Below are 22,992 nucleotides of genomic sequence, written 5' to 3' on the forward strand. Positions count from 1 at the left end.
CGGACGCCGACTCCGCATCCCAGCGCCGTCCCTGTAAGCGCTTGCCTACGGTGCTTTCAGCGTTTTCCGGATGTCCGTGCCATGTTGGCACGGCCACCATTGCCGACTACCCAAGCGGTGAAGCGCCATGACCCTACGCATCGTTCTCGCGGATGACCATGCGCCGTTTCGCAACTGCCTGAAGACGCTGCTCGATCGGCAGCCTGGCCTGTCGGTTGTCACGGACGTGGGCAGTGGGCACGCTGTCGTCGCCGCGTTGCAGGTCCTCGGTTCCTCCCTCGAGGTTGACCGGGCCGACGTCGTCGTCCTCGACATGGACCTGCGCGACATGAGCGGCCTGACCGCTGCGGGCCACATCCTGCAGATGCACCCCGACGTCCGCATCCTCATGCTGTCCTGGCACGACGACCTGCCCTTCCTGCGTGCGGCGCTCGAGCTGGGCGTGCTGGGCTACATGCTGAAGGACGATCCCCTGGCCGAGCTGGTGCACGCCGTGCGCGAGGTCGCCGAAGGGCGCCTGGGAGTCAGTCGCCGACTGCAACACGCACTCAGGATTCCGGTGGTGCAATCTCCGCATTCTGCTGATTAACTCAGCCAGACAGCGCGGCTATCGTGTCCTTGCCAAGCCTGTGAAGCTTGGTCTTCAAGGCGGAGCAGCACAGCATGAATCTGGTCAAGGTCAACGGATCGATGGAAAGGTCACTCCCGTGATCGCCACCGCCATTGCTGGCATCGCCAGCCAGTTGAACCAGTCGCTCAGGCGCACCTTTCGCGTGGGCGAAGACCTGGTGGTGGTCTCCAACCTCAGCGAGCATGACGGCAACCTGGTGGCCCAGGTGTCGAACAAGCTGGTGCTGTTTCTCGTCAACATCGAGAAGGACTCGATGCCCTACCGGCCCTCGGCCCTGAGCCACACGGCCGTCGGCCGCGCCGGCGTGCAGCAGGCGCCCGTGCACCTGAACTTGATGCTGATGTTCGCGGCCACGTTCAGCGGCGCCAACTACCCCGAGGCCTTGAAGTTCATCTCGCACACCATCGGCTTCTTCCAGAGCCGACCGGTGTTCGATCACCAGAACACGCCGGATCTCGACGCCCGCATCAGCAAGCTGATGCTGGACATCGAGAACCTCGCCATCTCCGATCTCAGCAACCTCTGGGGCATTCTCGGCGGCAAGTACATGCCCTCGGTGCTCTACCGGATGCGGGTCATCGCCATCGACGCCGCCCAGCTCAGCGGCCAGGCACCACATGTGTCCCAGTCACAGGCCGGCGTGTCCGCCTAGGCGCAACAACATGGGCCCGTTCCTTCCACTCTTCTCCGTCGAGGTCGAGCACGCCTACTTCCCGGGCGGGCTCTGCCACGGCCTGCACCTTGTTGCGTCAAGCCACACGGTGCGCCGGATCGAACGCAGCGCCTGCCTCCTGCGCCACACCGACCGTGGGCTGATGGTCGCCTTCGATGCCTCCGCGGCCAACGCGCTGCGCCTGCACGCCGGCGACGTGGACGAACCGCTGCGCTTCGACTTCCTGGCGCGGGTGGCGGACGGCAGCTTTGCCAACTACACCGAAGGACACATCGGCTCCGACCAGGCCGTGCTGCTGCTCGACAACCGCAACGCCGTGCCCGACGACGCCTCAGGGCTCCTGCGCCTGCATGCCGGAACCAGCGTGGGCGTGGATGACGCGAAACCCCTCGCGTCGGCGGCGGTGACCCAGGTGCTGTCGGCGCGCGACCGGCGTGCCCCTCCGCACTTCGCGCTGTCGGTCAGCGTCGACGCCGCGCACGTCACAGAGGCCGAGAACCACGCGCCCAGGCGCTACCTCTGCCGCCTGCAGGCGCGGGCCACGGTATGGAAGTACCTCCTCTTCGGCGAGTTCACCGAGGCGCAGGAGGACGTGCGGATCGTCGACCTCGGCGAGGCCTGCGAATTCGATGAGCCGGTGGGCGAACGCCTGCCTGATGGACGAAGCGTGATGGCGGTGCGCTCGCTCACGCCCATCACGCTGCAACAACGGTCGGAGCGGCGCTTTCAGTTGCGTCGCCGAGGCTCGGGCACCGACAAGGTGCTCATCAAGCGCTTGCCGGTGGCGTCGCCATCGCTGATCAGCCGCGAGACCCTCCATGGTGTCCCCATGTTGGTCTCGGAAATCTATGTGCACCGCTAACCACAGGAGGCCGTCATGGGTCAGATGAAGACACCGGGTGTCTATATCGTTGAGAAAAACGCGTTCCCCAATTCGGTGGTGGAAGTCGCCACTGCGGTGCCAGCCTTCATCGGCTACACCCAGATCGCCGACAACCAGGGCAAGAGCCTGCGCGACAAACCCTGGCGGATCAGTTCGCTGGCCGAGTTCCACCTGTACTTCGGGGTCGGACCGACCCCGAGCTTCGAGATCAAACCGCAGGCCTCGCCGGTCACGGAACCCACCTCCTTCAAGCTGGGAGCGCAGGAGTACCTGCTCAGCCAGCCCACCGGCAAGGACGGTGGACGCTTCCTCCTCTACTACGGCATGCGCCAGTTCTTCCAGAACGGAGGTGGGCCGTGCTACGTGGTGTCGGTCGGTGACTTCGAGGCCGATGCCATCGATCCGACGCGGCTGCAAGAAGGCATCAAGATGCTCATCAAGGAGCAGGAACCCACGATGCTGGTCATTCCCGACTGCATGCTGCTCAAGCAACCCGATTGCATCAGCGTGCAACAGGCCGCCCTCGCACACTGCGGCACGATGAAGAGCCGCGTCGCGGTGCTCGACATCTGGGAAGGCTACAAGCCGCCCATCGAAAGTGTCGCGGCCTTCCGCAACGACCTGGGCATCAACTACCTCGACTACGCCGCGGCCTACTACCCCTGGGTCAACACCACGGTCGTCCAGGACAACGAACTGAGCTACCGCAACATCAGGAACCGCGACAAGCTGCAGGAGATCCTGCGCACCGAGCTGGACCTGCCCGACACGCTGCCGGCCGACGCCACGCCGAAGCTGGCCGCCCAGGCCAAGGCGGTCGACGACGTGATGAAGGACGAGGCCGCCTGGATCGCCGCCGACACCAAATCGGCCGAGAAGGACAAGCCGCAGAACGCCCGCATGGAGATGGCGCTGCTCAACAAGAGCCTGGCCGCGCTCAGCCCCACGTTCAACACGATGATGGGCGAGCTGAAGAACAAGCTCAACCTGCTGCCACCCAGCCCCGCCATGGCCGGCATCTACACCATGGTCGACAACTCGCGGGGTGTCTGGAAGGCGCCGGCCAACGTGAGCCTGAACGGCGTCGTCTCGCCGGCCGTCAACCTCTCGGCCGAAGACCAGGAGGACTTGAACGTCACCACCCAGGGCAAGTCGGTCAACGCGATCCGCTCGTTCATCGGCGAAGGCGTGCTGGTGTGGGGTGCACGCACGCTCGACGGCAACAGCCTCGACTGGCGCTACATCAGCGTGCGCCGCACGATGATCATGCTCGAGGAGTCGTGCCGCCTGGCCGCCAAGGCGATGGTGTTCGAGCCCAACGTGGCCAACACGTGGGTCACCATCAAAAGCATGATCCAGAACTTCCTGACCGGCATCTGGAAGCGCGGTGGCCTGGCCGGCGCGGTGCCGGATGACGCGTTCAGCGTGCATGTCGGCCTGGGCGAAACCATGACCTCCGAAGACGTCCTCGAAGGGATCTTGCGGGTGACGGTGCTGGTGGCCATCAGCCGTCCGGCGGAGTTCATCGAGATCACGTTCCAGCAGCAGATGCAGAAGTCCTGACGGCACACGGCAGGGCGCTGCGCCCTGCCCGCCCCCCTATCAACCAACGCGTGGAGTAAACAATGGCAGACGATGGATCAGCACAATCGACCACGGTGTGGCCTATTCCGAAGTTTCGTTTCGAAGTGAAGTGGGATGCCGCCGTGATGTCATTCCAGGAGGTCTCGGGCCTCGACGTCGAGGCGCAGCCGCTCGAGTACCGGCACGGCGACAGCCCGTCTTTCTCGGTCATCAAGATGCCCGGCATCAAGAAGTACAGCGACGTCACCATGAAAAAGGGCGTCTTCAAGTCCGACAACAAGTTCTGGGACTGGTTCAACGAGATCAAGATGAACACCATCAAGCGCAAGCCGGTGACCATCAGCCTCCTCGACGAAGCCGGCGCGCCCACGATGGTCTGGACCTTGGCCAACGCCTGGCCCACCAAGATCACCGGCACCGACCTCAAGTCCGTCGGCAACGAGGTCGCGGTGGAAACCATCGTGATCGCGCACGAAGGGCTGACCATCGCCAATGCGTGACGTTCTGTCGATCCGGCCGGACGATCCGCCCGCGGCGTTCTACTTCACCGTGACCTTCGGCACCCAGCCGAAGGACGCGGACAGCTCGTTCCGCGAAGTGAGCGGCATCGCGCCTGAAATGGAAACCGAGGCGGTGGTCGAGGGGGGCGAGAACCGGTATGTGCTCGCCCTGCCCAAGGCGGTGAAACACCCGAAGCTCGTGCTCAAGCGCGGCATCGCGCCCAACACCTCACGGCTGTTGATGTGGTGCCAGGCAGCGCTCGAGGGCGGGCTCAACCGGCCGATCTTTCCGAAGCAGATTCATTTGTTTCTGCTCGATGGCCTGGGGAGCCCGCTGCGGGTCTGGTCGTTCGCCAACGCCTACCCGGTGAAGCTGGAGGTCGAGGGGTTCAACTCGACCAAGAACGAAGTCGCCGTGGAAAAGATCGAGCTGAGCTACGCGTTTTCAAAGCGGGAGGTATGACGCCATGACGATCGAAGTGAGGCAGTTGCTGATCAAGTCGCAGGTGAATACCGCGCCTGCATCCCCCCTCCCCGCCGGGTTGAACGATCAACACCGCGAGCAGGTGAAGGACGAGATCCTTGCCGAGTGCAAGGCCTGGCTCGCGCAGAAGCTGGTCGACGCCAGAGAACGCTGAACCCGGAAAGAGGACCCGTTCCATGACTGACGCCATCACCGCCGAGAAGACGCGCATGACCCTGGTGCGCTACAACGTGAGCAAATCCGGCACCACCTCGCTCGACACCGGCATCGCGTTCACGGCCTTGCTGAATCCGGCCGACGTGAAACACAGCCGCGGCATCGTCTACGACAAGAAGAAGGCCCACGGGCAACCTGCGCTCGACCCGAAGTACAGCGCGGCCGACGTCGAGACCCTCGGCTTCGCGCTCGTGCTCGATGGCACCGGTGTCGTGCCGCTGCCCACCGGCGAGGCCCGGCGCGACGTGAAGACCCAGCTCGACAACCTCAACAAGGTGGTCTACCAGTACAACGGCAGCCAGCACGAGCCTGGACGGGTGCGGCTCCTGTGGGGCACGCTGATCTTCTTCGGCCGCATGCAGAACATGTCGATGCACTACACCTTGTTCAAGCCGAGCGGCGCGCCGCTCCGTGCCAAGGTGGACCTGTCGTTCATCGGGGCCATGAGCAGGCGCGAGACGGAGCTGGTGTCCAACCTCTCGTCGCCCGACCTCACCCATGAAGTGGAGGTGCGCGACGGAGACACCCTGCCGCTGCTGTGCAACCGCATCTACGGTGACCCGGGGTACTACCTCGACGTGGCCCGTTTCAACCGGCTCACCGATTTTCGTGACCTCAAGCCGGGTGGGAAGTTGCACTTCCCGCCGCTGGCATAGGGGGCGCCATGGCCAACTCCCCAGAACTGGATGCAGAGGGTGTCGTCCGTGTCACCTTGTTCAGCGACGGCACGGCGCTGTCCGAATCGGTGCGGTTCATGTCGCTCACCGTCACCCGGGAGGTGAACCGCGTTCCCACGGCACGCCTGGTCATCTCCGACGGCGACATGGCCGGCCAGGAGTTCCCCGTCAGCGATACCGGCGACTTCAAACCCGGCGCGGCCATCAAGATCAACGCAGGCTATGGCGACGACGAGGAGACGCTCTTCGAAGGCGTGGTCATCAAGCACGCGATCCAGATCACCGGGGACAACGACGCCCGCCTCGTGGTGGAGTGCCGCGACCAGGTCGTCAGGATGACCGTCGGCCGCAAGAACGCCAACTACATCGACAAGACCGACAGCGACGTCATCGGTGCGCTCGTGGCCGCGCACGCGTTGGGCGCCGACGTCGACGCCACGCCGATCCAGAACAAGGAGCTGGTGCAGTTCTACTGCAGCGACTGGGATTTCATGCTTTCGCGTGCCGAGGCCAACGGCCTGCTGGTGATCGCCACCGACGGCAGCGTGTCGGTCAAGGCCCCGGCCACCGACACGGACGCCGTGCTCAAGGTCACCTATGGCAAGGACCTGATGGAGTTCCACGCCGAACTCGACGCACGCACCCAGTTCGCCACGGCACAGGCGGTGTCGTGGGACATGAAGACCCAGGCGGCCATCCTCGGCGCGGAAGCCGCCCCCCCCACCTTGAACGCCCACGGTGACCTCGACTCGGCCACGCTGGCGAAGGTAGCGGGCCTGGCCTCCTACCGCCTGCAGACCGCCGCGCCCACGACCAAGGAGGTCCTCACGCAGTGGGCGCGGTCACAGCAGCTGAAGTCGGGGCTGGCCCGTGTTCGCGGCCACATGCGCTTCCAGGGCAGCGCCAAGGCCGTCCCCGGCGGGGTGATCGAACTCGAAGGGGTGGGAAAGCGCTTCAGCGGCAAGGTCTTCGCCAGCGGTGTGATCCACCGCATCGCCGACGGTGACTGGGTGACCGAGGTCCAGTTCGGCCTGGCGCCGCAGTGGTTCACCGAACAACCCGACGTGACTGCGCCGCGCGCCGCTGGCCTCGTGCCCGCGGTCGAAGGCCTGCAGGTGGGCGTGGTGATGAAACTCGATGGCGACCCCGACAGCGAGAACCGCGTGCAGGTGTCGCTGCCCGTGATGCAGGCCGCGACCGAAGGCGTGTGGGCGCGGCTGCTCCAGTTCCATGGGTCCAGCGGCTTCGGCTCGTTTTTCGTTCCCGAAGTCGGTGACGAGGTGGTGCTCGGCTACTTCAACAACGACCCGTCCCACCCGGTGATCCTCGGCAGCCTGTACAGCAGCAAGCGTGCGCCACCGTACGCACTGGAGGCGAAGAACAACACCAAGGCCATCGTGACCCGCTGCCAATCGAAGATCGAGTTCAACGAGGAAGACAAGGTCATCACCGTCCTCACGCCGGGCAACAACAAGATCGTCATCAGCGACAAGGAAAAATCCATCCTGCTGCAGGACCAGAACGACAACAGGATCGAACTCAACCCCGGTGGCATCACGCTCAGCAGCCCGAAGGACATCAAGCTGTCGGCCAAGGGCGGCATCACCCTCGACGCGATCAACGCCATTGGCGTCACCTCGAAAGCGGATGTGAAGAGCACCGGCCTGAACATCGCCTGCGAAGCGCAGGTGGGGTTCATCGGCAAGGGCAATGCGACGGCCGAGCTGTCTGCCGCCGGCCAGACCGTGGTCAAGGGCGCCATGGTGATGATCAACTGACGCTGTCCGCCCGACACGTCCACCTCACCCACTGCACACCATGCCACCCGCCGCCCGCCTCACCGACATGCACGCCTGCCCGATGGTCACGCCGGCCCTGCCCCCCATCCCGCACGTGGGCGGCCCGGTGGTGGGCCCCGGCGTGCCCACCGTGCTCATCGGCAAACTGCCGGCCGCCGTGCTGGGCGACAACGCGGTGTGTGTCGGGCCACCCGACACCATCGTGAAGGGTTCGGCCACGGTCATGATCAGCGGCCGACCGGCCGCGCGCGTGGGCGACCTCACGGCGCACGGGGGCAGCATCGTCATGGGCTGCCCCACCGTGATGATCGGAGGCTGACGCGATGGCAACGGAGACCCAGTTCCTCGGCACCGGCTGGGCCTTTCCGCCGAGCTTCGACTGGCGCACCAAGGAGGCGGTGCTGGTGTCGCAGGTGGAGGACATCGAGCAGAGCCTGCACATCCTCCTGTCCACCACGCCGGGCGAGCGGGTCATGCAGCCGTCCTATGGCTGCGGCATCCGCCGCATGGTGTTCGAGAATATCAACGACAGCACCATCACCGAGATCAAGGACATCGTGTCGAAAGCGGTGTTGTTCTTCGAGGTGCGCATCACGCTGCACGAGATCGACATCGATGCCACCGACGTCTACGAGGGGGTGGTCCGCCTGAAGCTCGACTACACGGTGCGCACCACCAACACCCGCACCAACATCGTCTACCCGCTGTACCTGCGGGAAGGCACCAACCTGAGGGAGGCGGCGTGAGCGACGGCTGCGAGCAGCGCGAACGTTTTCCCGCCGCCTTGGGCGAGGGCTACTTTCGTGCCGATGAAACCAGTTTCGAAACCCTGGTGGCGATGAGCGCCGGCCTGGCCTCGCGGCTGCGGTTCATCGACCTGCAGCAGCGCGACGTGGGCCACTGGGGCGAACTGTTCGAGTCCGACGAAGCCCTGATCATGGCGCGCATCGTCAGCACCGACCTGCGCGGCCGGCAACTCGCCTTCGTGCGCGATGCCGCGGGCGCGCCCCTGGAGCTGCTGGCCGAACACGTGGTCGCGCTCGCGCAATGCATCGACGGCTGGGTCAAGTCGTTGAAGCCGAACCCTGAGCCGGCCAGCCGCCAGCTGTTCGCCCGCATCGAGCAACTGCTGGCGCATCCGCTGGGTGACGACCTCCAATGGGTGCTCGAACGTTTCGGCGTGCACCGCTGGCAGGACCAGCCGCTCGCGTTGCTGCGCAATCGGCTCGACGGCGCCTGGTTCGCGCTCCGCGCCGTGCGGCCGGCGCCCGGCGAGCGCAGCGACCGGGAGCTCCTGCGGGGCCGCTTCTTCTCGTTCGTGAGCGCGATCGAGCGGGTGCAGGACCTGGCGCGAGAGCTCTTGCCGCAGTCGCTGGCCAGCCAGAATCACGCCCCCGCCGCGGGATTGCTGATGGCCTTCCTGCAGCTCCACCAGCAGGTCCAGAAGCGCATCAACAGGTTCACCGACCGACATGCCGACTTCTACTACGACGACGTCCTGCGCATGCGGCCACTGCCGGCGGTGCCCGACAGCGTGCACCTGGTGTGCCAGCGCGACCCCCGCGCGGCCCGCGAGGTGGTGGTGCCGCAGGGCACGCCGTTCGGTGCCGGGAAGGACTCGTCCGGCCAGCTCATCGAGTTCGTCGCCGACAACACGCTCGTCCTCACCGATTGCCAGGTGACGGCGCTGTGCACGCTGCAGCTCGGTCACGACGGGCTCATCTCGCCGGAACGCGAGTTCGGCTACGTGACACGCGCCCAGGCGGCGCGCCTGCCATGGCCGGCCCCCCCCGGGCAAGGCGACGCCGTTCTGCCACACTGGCCGTTGTTCGGGGGCAGCACCCCGGGCCAGGCGTCATCGCAGACCCTGTCCGGTGGTGCCCCCGACCACGCGCCTCTCAAGGAAGCGCCGGGCCGCCCCAAGTTCCTTGACCCCCACGGGGGGCGGGTTGGGCGCAGCCCGACCCTGGGGGCCTCTGAGGAGGCACGGATCGGGCTGGCCATTGCGTCGCCGCTGCTGTTCCTGCAAGAGGGTGAACGCGAGATCACCCTGAAGCTCGACTTGGCGCACGCCGCCGACACCGACCAGGGCCTGCAGCACCTGGTGGCCCGCATCCTTGCGCGGCCCGATGCGGCGCAGCGCCTGATACCCGTGCTGTTCAAGCGCTACCTGCTGCTGGCCCCCGAGTTGATGAGCGACCTGGAGCGGGCCGACCTGAACGCCACGGCACGGCGCCTGGCCCGCCAGGCCACCGCGCGCCAGATGGAGGCCCTTCCGGTGGGTTCGGCCACCGCCGCACCGCGGGTGGCGCCGGGCCCCTACGAACGCTTCCTCACCGAGTTCGCCGTGCGCGCCCCCACCACCGGACTCTTCTTCGCGCGCCTGGGCAAGTTCTTCTCGCGCTGGCTGCTCACGCGGCAGGACTGGTTGTCCGATGCCGCATTGGAGGCCGTGCGCGAAACCGCCGGTCGCCTGCTCGACAACGGCGATCGCACGCCTCCCGTGGCCGGCGACCCCCGCTGCCTGCTGCAAGGCCCCAACCGGCCCGAGCGCGAGCTGATCTTCGGCCAGCTGTTCAACAGCATCCTGAACTTCAGTCTCACCACACCGGCCGGGTGGATGCAGGTGAACGACTTCTTCGTCACGAACCAACCGGCCGGAGACAACACCAGCAGTGCCAGCTTCACCGGCGTGGGCATCGTGCTGCGGCTGCGGCCGCAAGACCCGGCGGTGGTGGCGTGTGATGCGCTGGTGCACGGCGAGGGCTGGCCCACCACCCTGCCCGTACTGCGCATCCAGCTCGGCAGCCACGGCCGCATGTACCCGTATTCGCTGCTCGAGGAGATGCTGCTGGCCGAGATCGCCTTGTCGGTGCGGGTGCGGGGGCTGGGCAACGTGTTGATGCAGAACAATCTCGGCCCCCTCGACCCCTCCAAGCCGTTCATGCCCTTCGGCCCGTTGCCCACCACGGCGTCGTACTGCATCTTCGGCGCGGACGAGATCTCGCGCAAGAACGTCACCCACCTCGCGGTCAACGTCGAATGGTCGGGATTGCCCGTGGGCGAAGGGGGTTTCGGCTCGTACTACGCGAGCTACGACCCCCACCTGCGCAACAGCAGCTTCACCGCGCACGCCGGCATCCTTCGCGACGGCCAGTGGCACATGGCAGGGACGCCCGGGAGCGTGCGCCTGTTCGACACCGCCGATGCCGCAGGGCGCCTGCGCACGAACGCGCGCTGGGTGTTCAGCGAGGCGGCCCTGCGGTCCCAGGGGCGGGCGAACGACGCCCCCCAGGACTTCAAGCTCGGCGCACGCAACGGGTTCTACCGCATCCAGCTGAACCACCCGGCCATCGCCTTCGGCCACCAGGCGTACCCCAACTTGCTGACCGAGGTGGTGTCCGCCAATGCGACGCGGCGCCGGCGCCGGCCCCGGCCCTTGCCCAACACGCCCTACACGCCGTTGATCGAACGCCTGAGCCTCGACTACGAGGCCGAGAGCCACCTCGTGCCCGGCCGCGACAACGGCATGCCCGACTCACCCACCGCCGAGCGGGTGCTGCACCTGCACCCCTTCGGCATCTCGCAGGTGTATCCGGGCGCCGCCGGACCCAGCCCGTCGCTCTGGCCACGCTTCGAACACGATGGCAACCTCTACATCGGGCTGTCCGCCGAGGAACTGGGCGGCGCGCTGAGCCTGCACTTCCACCTGCGCGACGAAACCGCGGTGGAGGCGCACCATGGCGAGTCTCGCCCCACGACCACCTGGTCCTACCTCGCCTCCAACCAGTGGCATGCACTCACGCCGTCGCAGGTGATGTCCGACACCACCTGCGGCTTTCTGACCTCCGGCATCGTGATGCTCGACGTGCCGCGCCAGATCGACCGCCAGAACACCATCCTGCCGGACGGCTGCTACTGGCTCCGCTTGTCAGCGGATGGGCGCTTCGAGAGCTTTGCCGGCCTCTACGGCGTGCGCACCCAGGCCTTGCGGGCCAGTCGGGTGCTGCGTGACAACCCGTCGGCACCCGTGGCCCCCCTGCCGGCCGGCAGCGTGAGGGAACCGACCGTCACGGTGTTCGGCCTGGCGGCAGTGGCACAGATCGGTGCGTCGTTCGGCATGCGGCCCGCCGAGGACCGCCGCCAGATGCGAACGCGCACCGGCGAACGGCTGCAGCACCGCCAGCGGGCGAGCACCCCGTGGGACTACGAACGCCTGGTGCTCGAGCGCTTTCCATCGGTGCTCAAGGTGAAGTGTTTCTCGCACCTGACGTCCCGCAACAAGGGCGTGAGCCCCGGCGAGGTGCTGGTGGTGGTGGTGCCCACGCCACCGACCACGCACGCGTCCTCCCACGCGCACGACGGCGAACCCGTGCTGTCGGCGACGGCGGAGCCGCACCTCAACGCCGTCGAGCTGGCGCGCATCCGGTCCTACCTGTGCGGCCTCGCCTCGCCCTTCGCGCAGATACAGGTGCGCAACGCGGTCTACGAGCGCATCCAGGTGCGGTGCACCGTCAAGCTGTCGGCCGGGTCGCAGGCGGGCCAGGCATTGCGCCGCATCAACCAGGCCATCACGGACTACATCTCTCCGTGGCGCGAAGGCGGTTGCCAGCCCAACTTCGAATGGACGGTGCGCTGCGAAGACGTCGAGGCCCACGTGCGCTCGCTCGAATGCGTCGACTTCGTCACCCAGCTGTCGCTGCTGCACGTGGCGCAGAGCGACCAGCACGTCTACACCCTGTGCGACACCGCGCGCGGCCAGGCGAACCTCGCCACGCGAGCGGTTCCGCAGTCTCCGTGGAGCATCGCCCTCCCCATGCGAGAACACATGTTGAACGCGGTGGAGATAAGCACCGATGAGCGGCCGCAGGCCACCGGCATCTCGGGTCTGGGCGTGGGCGGCACACTCATCCTCGGCAAGGTGGCGTCATGACCCAGCGCAATCGCGAGACACTGCGCAACTACTTCGGCGACGGCAAGCTGCCGACCAGATACCACTTCGGCGACCTCATCGACTCGATGCTCAACATGAGCGACGAGGGGTTCCGCAAGTCGGCCGAGAACGGGCTCGAGATCTCGGCCCCGGTAGGACACCACGCACTGCTCAGCCTCTACCGCGACCAGCGCCCCAAGTCGGCGTTGTGGTCGTTGAGCTACGGCGGCGACCAGGACATGCTGCACGTCCAGGCAGGCGGCGCCACCGCCACCCGAGGCCAGGTGCCGGTGCTGTCACTGGATGCACGCGCACGCGTGGGCGTCAACACCAGCGTGCCGAAACACACGCTGGACGTGGGAGGCGTGATCGCCTCCCAAGGGCGCCGAGGCACCTACGAGCGCGCCGAACCTGTGCCCGTGCTGGCCAACGGCGAGTGGCAGGACATCACCGACACGCTCTCCGGCTGCCAGGGATTCGAAGTGATGGCGGGCGCGGGCCACCCGGGCGGCGGCCGCTTCGCCCTGATGCACGCGATCGCGCTCAACACCTACAACCCCACCGCCGGCTGGCTGGACTTCTTTTCCCGCAAGAAGCGCATCACGCCGCACCACGCCTACTACGGGCGCCGCTGCGACAAGCTGCAGCTGCGCTGGGAGGGCAGCAACGGCAAGAACGCCGCCTACCGGTTGCGCATCCGCACCGGCTGCGACTATGGCGACGGCGTGCGCGTCAAGGTGTTCATCACCCAGCTGTGGTTCGACGAAACCACCCAGGGGGTGGAGGAATGAAACACCTGCCCGCACCGGCGGTGCCACCGGTCGAACTGCCCGCCACCATCCCCCGCAAGCGCCGCGTGGCACGGGACGGCGACGCTGACGCCGACACCAGCTTCGAGAGCCTTCGCGCCGAGGGTGTGCGCCTGGCACAAGCGTTCTCCGGCAAGGGTTGGACCGACTACAACCTGCACGACCCGGGTGTCACCATCCTCGAGCAGCTCTGCTACGCCCTCACCGACCTGGTGTACCGCGCCGATTTTTCCGTGGCCGACCACCTGCAGGCCCGCGACGCCGACGGCATCGACTACGCCGGCCTCTCGCTGTACCCGCCGCACGAGGCCTTTCCCTGCCGCGCCACCAGCATCGGTGACTACCGCCGCGTGCTGCTCGACCAGGTGCCGGGGCTGGACGATGCCACGCTGATCCCCGGGCCGCCCAGTGCCGCGGCCGGTGTCGATGCAGGCGACCGCCGCGGCCTGTACCGGCTCCAGCTCAAGCTGTCGCAGGGCGTGATGCCCGGCGAAGACACGCGGCTTGCAAACGCACGTGCCACCTACCGTGCCCGCCGCAACCTGTGCGAGGACATCGACACGCAGGTCAGCCAGATCCACGAGGTGCTGTGCGACCTCCAGCTGGACGTGGAGCTCTCCGGCCCCCGTGACGCCGTCGACGTGCTGGCCGACATCTACGCGCGGTGCGCCCGGCACGTCATCCAGGGCCTCGGTTTCGCAAGCCTCGGTGAAGAGCTGGCCCGCGGCCTCACGCTGGAACAGATCTACACCGGACCGCTGACCGACCTCGGTTTTGCGACCGGCGCCGACCGGCGGCCCGGCGAGCTGCTGTTCGTGAGCGACCTCACCACGCTTGCCAAGGGCGTCGACGGCGTGCACGAGTTGCGCACCCTCAGCATCCGCCGAGATGGCGACGACGTGCACAGCAGCGCCATGCGATGGCGTGGCGATTCCTGGGCCCTGCGACTGCGCGTGCCGGGTGTCACGGCCGACGTGCGCTCGCCGCAGGCCGTGCAGGCCTTGCTCGACCGCCGCGTGACACTGCGCCGCCGAGGGAGCCAGCTCAAGGTGTCGCCCGTCGAGCTGGCCAACCGCATGGCCGACCTCTCCGCCGCCAGCCGCACCCGCCGCAACGGCCCCGCGGCGAGCGAATCCGTGCCCTTGCCCAGCGGCCAGTACCACGACCGGCAGCATTACCACTCGGTGCAGGACGGTTTCCCGGCCGTCTACGGCCTGGGAAGACGCGGCCTGCCCCCCTCGGCCACGCCGCAGGAGAAGGCACAGGCGCGCCAACTCCAGACCTACCTGCTGCTCTTCGAGCAGGTCATGGCCCACAGCGCCGCGCAGATCGAGCACCTGCGGGACCTGTTCTCCGGCACCGACCCCAGGGGGGCGACCTACTGGTGGCACATGATCGACAGCAGCATCGTGCCGGGCACCAACGGCCTCTACCTGTCGTCGCCGGACAAGCCCGACGACCCGGCCCACCCCCCCACCCCGACCGAGGTGCGCGCCCAGGTGCAAGCCGATGTCTACGAGTCGCGCGACCCCCGCACCGACCGCAAGTCACGTGCGCTCGACCACCTGCTGGCACTTCACGGCGAGACCTGTTCCCAGAACTCCATGCGGCAGTTCTGCGACTACCTGGACCCCGCCGAGCTGGATGCCACGCTGCTCGACAACAAGGCGGCCTTCCTCATGGACATCCTGAGCCTCACTCGCGACCGGTCCGCCGGCTTCGACTACGCCCAGCCGTCTTGGAACCTGCCAGGCAGCGGGAGTGGCCTGCAGCGGCGCGTGAGCCTGCTCCTGGGCTTTCGTCACGCCCACAGCCGCTCCCTCACCCAACCGGTGAAGCAGCAGCGGCTCAAGCTGCGCGCCAGCGGCCAGGATCGGGAGATGAATTCGCTCAGCAGCACCGCACGGACACACGTGGTGCCACCCTACCTCGGCCAGCTCACCCAGGAGGAGATGAAGTCCGACCTCCGCAAGGCGCTGCCGCTGGACGAACGGCAGCTGGGCGAGACGGTCTTGCGGTGCGGCCTGTACCGCGAACGCTACCGCCTGTCGGGGCCCGCACGCGACCACGCCGGCTCACGGCCACAGGCGGGTTCGCAGGCCATGCTGCTGGGCCCGGATGAAACCGGCCACTGGTGGCCGCTCGGTGACTTCGACAGCGCCGGCGAGGCCGCGCGCGCGGCCGAAAGCATGCGCCGATTCCTGATGCACCTGAGCCACGAGACCGAGGGACTGCACATCGTCGAACACGTTCTGCTGCGCGCGATGGGAGACAGCCCCGAGCATGCGAACCTCGCGGGCCTGCCCGCCGACTTCCATTCACTGCGGCTCACCGCGGTCCTGCCCACGTGGACGGCGCGCTGCAGCCAGCCCAACTTCCAGCGGTTTGCCGAACAGACCTTGCAGATCACCTGCCCGGCGCATGTGGCCACGCGCTGCCTGTGGCTCGGTTTTGCCGCGATGGAAAACTTCGAACGTTGCTTTGCCGACTGGCTGGCCGCCAAGCTCGACCTGTGCGAAGCCGCCGCCTCCTACGACGACGAGGCCAAGGTCGATCCGCCTGCCGTGAAACACCTCAACCACACCGCCTGCGCCGTCATCAACTGCCTGCGGCCGGTGTGGCCCACGCAAGCCGACCCCACCGAGGCCATGCCAGATGCCTAGCACCCATTGCATCGAGCACCTCCGGTTCGAAGTGGACTTCGACTTGGCCGAAGGCGCCTTCGACGAACAGAATCGCACGGCGGCGTTCGCCCGCACCCGTGCGCCCCGCATCCTCGACGAGGTGTTCGAGCAGTTCTCGCGTCCGGGCCAGGTGTGGCGCTTTTCCTCGTTGGAGATCGATCTCGGGCCCATCGACCTCGACGAGCTCGAAGCGCAATGGGAGTCCCGCCTGCGCGAACGCCTGGCCGAGGTGCTGGAGGCGCAGCAGAACGTCCTCTCGGGGCGGGCGCTGCCCACGCCGCCCGGCGTCCCCCACCCGGCCGAGGACGACGCCCCCGCCGAGCAACATACCCGCGAGCAGGCCCAGCTCGACACGCTGCTGCACTTCCTGCGTCGCGGCCACCTGCCGTGGCATGCCCCGCAAGCCGGGCGCCTCGCGTCACCGATGGACCAGCTGGCGCACGAGGTCCTGCGTGACACGCCGCAGGCCCTGGTCGCGGCGTGGCGGGCCTCCGCCGAGTCGGGGCTGATGGTGCGCCGTGCGGTGCGGCAGTTCTCGCCCACCTGGTTGTCCAGGCTCGCGAGCGAACTCGCCCGCGCCCTCGGCGCGGGCGAGGCGGCGGGATGGGGCCGGGAGGCGGGAGCCTGGGTCAGCGCGTTCAGCTCGCTGTGGCGAGAAAGCCGCCTGCCCTCGTTGCCCGCACCCCATCTGCTGTGGCAGGGGCTGCTCGACGCGATGCTGGCCCATGCAGGAACGGTGGACCGCAGCCAGCCCTTGCACTCGATGGTGCAAGCAGTGGCGCCGTCGGTCAGCGAACAGGGCGCGCTCTGGCGCGCCTTGCAGGCTGTGGCACGGCGTGCCACCGAAGGCATCCCACCCGCTCCCACCGCCACGCTCAGCGACGACGTGCTGCGCGCCTGCCTGGCCGCGCACGTGCCGGAGTCGGGCGACCTGGCCCACACCGATCGCGCCACCGACGACGGGGACGGCTCGCGCAGCGATGAACGGGCCCGCCTGAAACTCCGGTTGCAGCGCTGGCTCGCGCCGCAGGACCACGGCGACAACGACCACGGTGCCTGGGCCGACCTGCTGCGCGCCGACCCCTCCTGGGCGCGCGAGACGCTGCTGGTGCTGGGCCGCAGCGAGGACGCCCGCCGCCGCATGGCGCAGTCCTTGCCCTCGGCCATGCTGCATTCGCTGGCGGCGCTGTGGCTCGGCCCGACCGAACAGAACCTGCTGCAGAGTGCACTGCAGAGCCCGGCGTTGTGGGGCGCCGGCGCGTCGGCCATCGACCCGGTGCGGCGCTGGGAGCTCAGCCTGTCCCACCTGCTGCTGCTTCCGTCTCCGGCCCTGTTCAGCGCTTCGGACTACCTCGACAGCATGCTGAAGCAGCGCAGCGAACGCGAGGGCCGGCCCGTGCAGGGACTGATGCTGGAGTTGGCCGCCGCCTGGCGGGCGGGCGACCGGCACGACCCGTCGTCGTCGCCACCCCATGCGTTGATGCGCTCATGGATGCAGTTGCGGCTGTCCGCCCAGGGCGCGGGGGCGGCCCCCCGGGTCCAGCGGCGCGCCCGCCTTCTTGCCGCGCTGGCCCAGGGCGCCCTCCATGGGGTAGAGGAAGCCTGGGGCGAGGCCGTGCTCGACGACGCTCCCTGGTTGCAGAACCAGCTGCGCCACGTGGGCCGAAGCCCATCGCTGCAGCGCCAGATGGCACGCGAGTGGAGTGCCGTGGCGCGCAGCCAGTTGATCGGCCTGTGGTTGCCTGCACCCGACCGCGCGGTGGTGATGGCCGCCGTGCACAACCCCGAGTTCTTCGCGCTGGCAGGCGTCGATGAAACCAGGCCGGCCCACTACTTGTGGGAACACCTGCTCGCGCACCTGCTGCGCCTGACACCCGGCACCTTCTTCAACGCCGACGCCTATGTGCGCGGGCTGGGCGAACGGCTCGACCGCCTGAACAGCCAGGTCCAGGGCAACACACCCCGGGCACCGATGGCGGAGCCGGCGCCGACAGCGGGCCCCCGCGCCGGCACCCTGTCGCGCGCCCGGGCCGAACCGCTCCTGCAGCGTGCACGGCTCGAAGTGTTCCTGGCCCGAGGAACACTTCCGGCCGCCGCGGCCGGCTGGCTTGAAGCGCTCCGCCACGACACCACCTGGTTGAAGGCCACGATGCGCCGCGTGGGGCGCAGCCTGCCGGTGCGCCGCCGCATGGCCCACGACTGGGACGAACCCGCGTTGCTGCAACTGCTCGCACTCTGGTGGCCAGCCCCCGACCGCACGTTCATCCGCGACGCCGTCCACAGCCCGTGTTTCGCGCTGCTGGCCGCGCCGCGCGATGTGCACGCACCCGCCACCGCGCAACGTGTCGCAGCCCTGTGGGAAGCCACGCTCACCCACCTGCTGCTCGGCCCGGCCGATGCACACTTCGACGCCGCGGCCTACGTGCACGGCGTGCTGCAGCAGGAGGCCGACGAACTGGGCCTGGACGAGCCGACGCTCGCCCGCGCGGTCCTGCCCCACCTGCCCGAGGACACCACCTCCGACCGGCCGGCCGACACGCTGTTGCGCGCACGCGTGCGCGAGCTCGCCGCACACGAGCCGGCAATGGCCGCCAAACCCGCATCCGTCGCCCGGGCCGTCCAGCCCGCGCCCGCGCTGGCCACCCCGCCAACTGTCTTCGACGCGTCAGAGGTCATCTACATCGCCAACGCCGGCATGGTGCTGGCCGGCGCCTACCTGGAGCGGCTCTTCGGCATGCTGGGCATGGCCCGCAGCGACGCGTTCGTGTCCCCGGCCTCCGCGAAACGGGCGGTGCACCTGCTGCAGTACCTCGCGACGGGCGAGGTCGGCGCGCCTGAGCCACAACTGGTGTTGAACAAGGTGCTGTGCGGCCTGCAACCCGAGACGCCGATGCGACGCGAGTTCGAGATCACGCCGCAGGAATCGCAAGCCATCGACGGGTTGCTCGGCGCCATGATTTCGCACTGGAAGATCATCGGCAACACCACGGTGGCCGGACTGCGTGAATCCTTTTTGCAGCGGGAAGGCCACCTCAGCCGCGACGACGACGGCTGGCAGCTCACGGTGGAGCAGCGCAGCTTCGACATGCTGCTCGACCAGTTGCCGTGGGGATTCAGCCTGCTGAAGTTTCACTGGATGGAAAGACCGCTCCATGTCGACTGGCGCTGAGATCATCACCTACCCGTTCGCAACCGGCAGCCCGGTGATCGCCGGCACGCTGGAGCGCGAGATTGCCTGGTTCGATGCGGTGCTGCAAGCCCGCATCTGCCTGCACTTCAAGCAGCCCTGCGAGGTTGACAAGGTGCAAGACATCGCCGCGCCCGAACTCGCGGGCGATCCATCGCCCTACGGGCAGCTGGTGCGCCAACACGCGCTCGGCTTCAATGAACGGCTGGTGCTGCTGCTCGCGTTGATGCCACACCTGCGTCCCGCCTTGCTCGACACCCTGTTCGTGCGCAACAAGAACTTCGATCGCGGCTTCACCGAGTTCGGCGGCTGGAAGGGCCGCGCCCACGGCGGCTTCCTGCCCACCTGCGAAACCGCGGCCTTCATCGTCGCGGGAGAGGACCTGGGGCGGCGCCTCGAGGTGATGAAGCTCCTCGACGAAAGCCATTGCTTGCGCAAACAGGGCATCCTGCGCATCGAACACGAGGCGCCCGGTGAACCCTTCCTGAGCGCCGCGCTGGTCGTGGGCAGCGAGTACCTGGCGTGGGTGACCACCGGCGAGCGGCACAAGCCCGATTTCAGCAGTTCGTTCCCGGCCAAGCTGATCACCACGCACCTCCGCTGGGACGACCTGGTGCTCGATCCGGAGGTACTCGACGAGGTGGCGGCCATCAACACCTGGATCACCCATTCGGCCAGGCTGCTGCGTGACTGGCGGCTCGACAAGGCCCTCAAGCCCGGCTACCGGACGCTGTTCTTCGGTCCACCCGGCACGGGAAAGACGCTCACCGCCACGCTGATCGGCCAGGCGGCGCAGGCCGATGTGTACCGGATCGACCTGTCGATGGTGGTGTCCAAGTACATCGGCGAAACCGAAAAGAACCTGGCCCAGGTGTTCGACCAGGCACAGACGCGGAACTGGATCCTCTTCTTCGACGAAGCCGATGCGCTGTTCGGCAAACGCACGGCCACATCGAGTTCGAACGACCGCCATGCCAACCAGGAGGTGTCCTACCTGCTGCAGCGCGTGGAAGACTTCCCCGGCACGGTGATCCTGGCCACGAACCTGAAGGCCAACATCGACGACGCGTTTGCGCGGCGCTTCCAGTCGATGGTTCACTTTCCGATGCCCGACGCAGGGCAGCGCCTGAAGCTGTGGGAAGGCATGGCGCGGCATACCGCCCGCCTCGGCGGGGACGTCAACCTGGTGAACCTGGCCGAAGCCCACGAGCTGGCGGGAGGCGCCATCGCCAACGTGCTGCGCTTCGGCGCCATCAACGCGTTGCAGGCCGGGCGCCAGCTCATCAACGCGGGCGACCTGCGCCGAGGCGTCGCCAAGGAATTGCGCAAGGAAGGCCGTACCGTATGACCGACCGAACGCTGACTTCTGCCAGGACATCGCCAGGTGCGGCGCTGGCGCGCGCGCTGCTGTTTGCGGCGCTCGCGAGCGCCTGCATCTCCCTCGCAGCCGCCGACCGCTGGGTCCCGGCCTTTTCAGCCGCGGCCTCGGCCGTGCGCGCTGCGGGCAGCGACGCGGTGAAACCCGTCGCCGACGCGGCGTCCGTCGTGCGCAACGCGGTGACCACCGCACCCAGGCCCGCCGAGGTGGCCGCCTCCGCGGCGCAAGCCGCGATGAAGGCAGCGCTGCCCGCCAGCGCATCCCCGCCACCCGCCCCACCCTCACCCACCCAGGGGATCGCCGCCCCTCCGGCGACGGCAGCCATCGTCGTGACATGCATGCGCCCGAGCGACGTGGTGGCCAGCAGTTGCCAACCCGGCCAGCAGCTTTCACTCACCCCCATCGTGCTACCCACGGCCCGCTTCGGCGGGGTCTACAAGCCTCGGCGCCTGGTCACCGGCGGCGTCGCGCCCTACCGTTTCGAGGTCGTCGAAGGCAGCAAGCCCGACGGACTCGATTTCACGTCCGACGGCTCGCTCGCCGGGCGGCCCATCGGCCCGGTCCGCCCCTACACCTTCACCGTGTTGGTCACCGATGCCTCCACTCCCCCGTGGACGGTGCGCCAGGCCTATGCCCTGCGCGTCGACGGCACGCCCTCGACGCGCGCTGCCCGCGCCACCGCCGCCGCCGCTCCGGCGTCTGCTCCGGCGCCCGCCGCGACCCCCGCGCCCAGCCCGCCGGGGCCGCCGCAGATCACGAGCTACATGCTGCTGCAGGAGGACCTCGACGACCTCTTCCTCAAGCCCCCGGCAGCGGACGGCCCCACGGCCGCATCTGAAACGCGGCGACGCGTGCGTCCCAAGTTGTCGTCGGAGACGGCCCCCTACGCCGAAAAGATGCACACCATGCTCGCGCCGATGCTCAACATCGACTACCCCACGGCCGACCTCTTCGGCCAGGCGCTCGAGGCACGGCGCTGCGCGTACTACACCACCCTGATCGCCGCGGCCAGCGCCGTCACCGCGGGTGACCTGAACTGCCCACCCGGTCCCAAGGGCACGCCGGCCGCCGCGAAAGCGCCGTCTGTCCCGGGGCCGGGGCCGGGCACGCTCTACGCCGACCTGCTGCCCGCCGGGGTGAAACGGGACCTGATCGCGATGGCCGCGTGGCCTCACCTGCTGTCGGACGCCAAGACCCCGCACTGGACCGACAACGGCTGCGGCTGCGCGCCCCCCTACAGCCAAGAGATGACCTACGGGTTCTATCCCTTCTGGCAAGCCGGCGGTGAGACCCCGCAGCAACTCCAGTTCAACCTGTTCAACCGGATCGGCTTCCTCGGCGCACAACTCACCGACGCCGGCGGCGTCATGACCGCCGGCCCCGTCACCTCGGAGACTTCAAGATTCGTGCGCACCGCCCGGCGCTTCGGCACACGCGTCGACATCGTGATCCACCGAAGCGACTGGTCGGGCCTCCTGAACGCGAAGGACACCGAAGTCCACATCGATCGGGCCGTGCACGACACGATCGCGTTGGCAGACACCCCGTTGACCGACACCACCACTGACCTCAAACGCTATCTGCTCCCCTTCTGGGACGAGCCGCACCACCTGTTCGACGGCATCACCCTCTTCTTCGACAACCCGCCGTCCGATGCGGCCGGCAAGGAGCGTTTCCGACTCTTCTACCGGAGCTTCGTGCACAAGCTGATCCTGGAAATGCAGAAGACCGGCCGCACCTACACGCTCAACATCATCGCGCCGGACCACATGCTCGGCGAGACCGGCAGCGCCTACGGCTTCGAGCAGTTGATGGACTACATCCGGCTCGCGCAGATGCCGGGCAATCCGCGCGTGCCGGAGGGCGCCGACCCGGACGACTACATCGGCACCACCGACATCACGGTCACGGTGCTCGCCTGGCTGCACGAACCCACCAGCGGTTCCAAGAAGGAGTTGCGCGCGCGCATCGACAAGACCGACGTGATCCAGGGCCACCGGCGCGTGGCCTTCCTCAACGCCGTGATGCCCGTGCTCTTTCATTCCGGCGGTGAACCGGCTGCGCCCCGCGCGAGCGTCGATCCCGCCCGGCTCGACCTCGACCTCGCCTACTTCAAGTGGCAGTACGGTGGCGTAGGCTTCTGGCCGCTGCCCCGTGCCGACGCCGGCACCGGCCAAGCCGTGAACGAAACGATCCAGCGGAACTACGGCCTCAAGTCGTCCAGTGCGTTCAAGCGCGTGTGCGAGGTGGTGTGCCCGCACCGCACGCCGGTGCGACTGCTCTTCATGGCCCTGCTGCTCACCGGCCTGGTGTCCTTCGCGCTGTACGTGTGGGTGTGCGCCGTGCGGCGCCTGGGCCGCCCCTTCATCGTCTTCCTGTGGCTCGGCGGCCTGGCCACCGTGCTCGTCGGCTTTTCCTTGCTCAGCTGCGACCCGCAGCTCGCCAAGGTGCGCGACGGCAACGGTCCGTTGATCGCCTTGCTGGTCGTTGCCGTGGCTGCGGGCATGTACTACAGCTTGAAGCCGCGGGTGGCGCACCCGTGAGCCTGCGAATG

Annotated in this window: 17 protein-coding genes; all 17 read left to right on the forward strand. The window is 67.9% G+C overall.

Translation table 11 applies throughout. The features are described 5' to 3' along the window. Window positions 1-127: 127 nt before the first annotated feature. The 17 genes from ASC87_RS25270 to ASC87_RS25345 all read left to right on the forward strand — a co-directional run bounded on the left by ASC87_RS25270 (window position 128) and on the right by ASC87_RS25345 (window position 22,981). Window positions 128-589: a response regulator transcription factor gene (locus tag ASC87_RS25270; protein WP_056669390.1), complete on the forward strand. Its 462-nt coding sequence runs from the start codon at window positions 128-130 to the stop codon at window positions 587-589. A gap of 118 nt (window positions 590-707) precedes the next feature. Continuing rightward, window positions 708-1,283 (forward strand): DUF4255 domain-containing protein, encoded by a 576-nt coding sequence (locus ASC87_RS25275; RefSeq protein WP_056669393.1) that lies wholly within the window; start codon window positions 708-710, stop codon window positions 1,281-1,283. Between the two features lie 10 nt (window positions 1,284-1,293). Continuing rightward, window positions 1,294-2,166, forward strand: coding sequence for a hypothetical protein (locus tag ASC87_RS25280; protein ID WP_056669396.1), 873 nt, complete (start codon window positions 1,294-1,296; stop codon window positions 2,164-2,166). 15 nt (window positions 2,167-2,181) lie between these two features. Then, window positions 2,182-3,750, forward strand: coding sequence for a phage tail sheath C-terminal domain-containing protein (locus tag ASC87_RS25285; RefSeq protein ID WP_056669399.1), 1,569 nt, complete (start codon window positions 2,182-2,184; stop codon window positions 3,748-3,750). A gap of 62 nt (window positions 3,751-3,812) precedes the next feature. Beyond that, entirely contained in the window at window positions 3,813-4,271 is a 459-nt protein-coding gene (locus tag ASC87_RS25290) for a phage tail protein (RefSeq protein WP_056669402.1), read from the forward strand. After that, window positions 4,264-4,734: a phage tail protein gene (locus ASC87_RS25295; RefSeq protein WP_200954516.1), complete on the forward strand. Its 471-nt coding sequence runs from the start codon at window positions 4,264-4,266 to the stop codon at window positions 4,732-4,734. Before ASC87_RS25290 ends, ASC87_RS25295 begins: the two co-directional genes overlap by 8 nt. Window positions 4,735-4,738: 4 nt before the next feature. After that, window positions 4,739-4,909 carry a DUF5908 family protein gene (locus tag ASC87_RS32175; protein ID WP_157604348.1) on the forward strand — a complete coding sequence of 57 codons (171 nt, stop codon included), beginning with the start codon at window positions 4,739-4,741 and terminating at the stop codon, window positions 4,907-4,909. Window positions 4,910-4,931: 22 nt separating this feature from the next. Further along, the gene (locus ASC87_RS25300) at window positions 4,932-5,627 is read left to right on the forward strand and encodes a hypothetical protein (RefSeq protein WP_056669406.1); all 696 of its coding nucleotides are present in this window, start codon (window positions 4,932-4,934) and stop codon (window positions 5,625-5,627) included. A gap of 8 nt (window positions 5,628-5,635) precedes the next feature. Beyond that, complete coding sequence (gene vgrG, locus ASC87_RS25305) at window positions 5,636-7,426, forward strand: type VI secretion system tip protein VgrG (protein ID WP_056669409.1); 1,791 nt, start codon at window positions 5,636-5,638, stop codon at window positions 7,424-7,426. A 40-nt stretch (window positions 7,427-7,466) separates the two neighbouring features. Next, window positions 7,467-7,766: a PAAR domain-containing protein gene (locus ASC87_RS25310; protein WP_056669411.1), complete on the forward strand. Its 300-nt coding sequence runs from the start codon at window positions 7,467-7,469 to the stop codon at window positions 7,764-7,766. Window positions 7,767-7,770: 4 nt separating this feature from the next. Next, window positions 7,771-8,193, forward strand: coding sequence for a GPW/gp25 family protein (locus ASC87_RS25315; protein ID WP_056669414.1), 423 nt, complete (start codon window positions 7,771-7,773; stop codon window positions 8,191-8,193). Continuing rightward, a complete protein-coding gene (locus ASC87_RS25320; RefSeq protein WP_056669417.1) occupies window positions 8,190-12,380 on the forward strand; it encodes a baseplate J/gp47 family protein in 4,191 nt (1,396 codons plus the stop codon). The genes ASC87_RS25315 and ASC87_RS25320 overlap by 4 nt, the downstream gene beginning before the upstream one ends. Continuing rightward, window positions 12,377-13,171, forward strand: coding sequence for a hypothetical protein (locus ASC87_RS25325; RefSeq protein WP_056669420.1), 795 nt, complete (start codon window positions 12,377-12,379; stop codon window positions 13,169-13,171). The genes ASC87_RS25320 and ASC87_RS25325 overlap by 4 nt, the downstream gene beginning before the upstream one ends. Next, entirely contained in the window at window positions 13,168-15,852 is a 2,685-nt protein-coding gene (locus tag ASC87_RS25330; protein WP_056669423.1) for a hypothetical protein, read from the forward strand. Before ASC87_RS25325 ends, ASC87_RS25330 begins: the two co-directional genes overlap by 4 nt. After that, entirely contained in the window at window positions 15,845-19,042 is a 3,198-nt protein-coding gene (locus ASC87_RS25335) for a contractile injection system tape measure protein (protein ID WP_056669427.1), read from the forward strand. The genes ASC87_RS25330 and ASC87_RS25335 overlap by 8 nt, the downstream gene beginning before the upstream one ends. Then, the gene (locus tag ASC87_RS25340) at window positions 19,026-20,408 is read left to right on the forward strand and encodes an ATP-binding protein (RefSeq protein ID WP_056669430.1); all 1,383 of its coding nucleotides are present in this window, start codon (window positions 19,026-19,028) and stop codon (window positions 20,406-20,408) included. Before ASC87_RS25335 ends, ASC87_RS25340 begins: the two co-directional genes overlap by 17 nt. Beyond that, window positions 20,405-22,981: a hypothetical protein gene (locus ASC87_RS25345; protein ID WP_056669434.1), complete on the forward strand. Its 2,577-nt coding sequence runs from the start codon at window positions 20,405-20,407 to the stop codon at window positions 22,979-22,981. Before ASC87_RS25340 ends, ASC87_RS25345 begins: the two co-directional genes overlap by 4 nt. The last annotated feature ends 11 nt before the right edge of the window (window positions 22,982-22,992 follow it).

Source organism: Rhizobacter sp. Root1221, from assembly GCF_001425785.1.
Lineage (GTDB): Bacteria > Pseudomonadota > Gammaproteobacteria > Burkholderiales > Burkholderiaceae_C > Rhizobacter.

What these genes read in the sequence shown, in the direction of transcription:
- ASC87_RS25330 (WP_056669423.1), top strand. Translation starts at nt 13,168, where the DNA reads ATGAAACACCTGCCCGCACCGGCGGTGCCACCGGTCGAACTGCCCGCC.
- ASC87_RS25295 (WP_200954516.1), top strand. Translation starts at nt 4,264, where the DNA reads ATGCGTGACGTTCTGTCGATCCGGCCGGACGATCCGCCCGCGGCGTTC.
- ASC87_RS25300 (WP_056669406.1), top strand. Translation starts at nt 4,932, where the DNA reads ATGACTGACGCCATCACCGCCGAGAAGACGCGCATGACCCTGGTGCGC.
- ASC87_RS25335 (WP_056669427.1), top strand. Translation starts at nt 15,845, where the DNA reads ATGCCTAGCACCCATTGCATCGAGCACCTCCGGTTCGAAGTGGACTTC.
- ASC87_RS25270 (WP_056669390.1), top strand. Translation starts at nt 128, where the DNA reads ATGACCCTACGCATCGTTCTCGCGGATGACCATGCGCCGTTTCGCAAC.
- ASC87_RS25345 (WP_056669434.1), top strand. Translation starts at nt 20,405, where the DNA reads ATGACCGACCGAACGCTGACTTCTGCCAGGACATCGCCAGGTGCGGCG.
- ASC87_RS25315 (WP_056669414.1), top strand. Translation starts at nt 7,771, where the DNA reads ATGGCAACGGAGACCCAGTTCCTCGGCACCGGCTGGGCCTTTCCGCCG.
- ASC87_RS25310 (WP_056669411.1), top strand. Translation starts at nt 7,467, where the DNA reads ATGCCACCCGCCGCCCGCCTCACCGACATGCACGCCTGCCCGATGGTC.
- ASC87_RS25340 (WP_056669430.1), top strand. Translation starts at nt 19,026, where the DNA reads ATGTCGACTGGCGCTGAGATCATCACCTACCCGTTCGCAACCGGCAGC.
- ASC87_RS25325 (WP_056669420.1), top strand. Translation starts at nt 12,377, where the DNA reads ATGACCCAGCGCAATCGCGAGACACTGCGCAACTACTTCGGCGACGGC.
- vgrG (WP_056669409.1), top strand. Translation starts at nt 5,636, where the DNA reads ATGGCCAACTCCCCAGAACTGGATGCAGAGGGTGTCGTCCGTGTCACC.
- ASC87_RS25285 (WP_056669399.1), top strand. Translation starts at nt 2,182, where the DNA reads ATGGGTCAGATGAAGACACCGGGTGTCTATATCGTTGAGAAAAACGCG.
- ASC87_RS32175 (WP_157604348.1), top strand. Translation starts at nt 4,739, where the DNA reads ATGACGATCGAAGTGAGGCAGTTGCTGATCAAGTCGCAGGTGAATACC.
- ASC87_RS25290 (WP_056669402.1), top strand. Translation starts at nt 3,813, where the DNA reads ATGGCAGACGATGGATCAGCACAATCGACCACGGTGTGGCCTATTCCG.
- ASC87_RS25280 (WP_056669396.1), top strand. Translation starts at nt 1,294, where the DNA reads ATGGGCCCGTTCCTTCCACTCTTCTCCGTCGAGGTCGAGCACGCCTAC.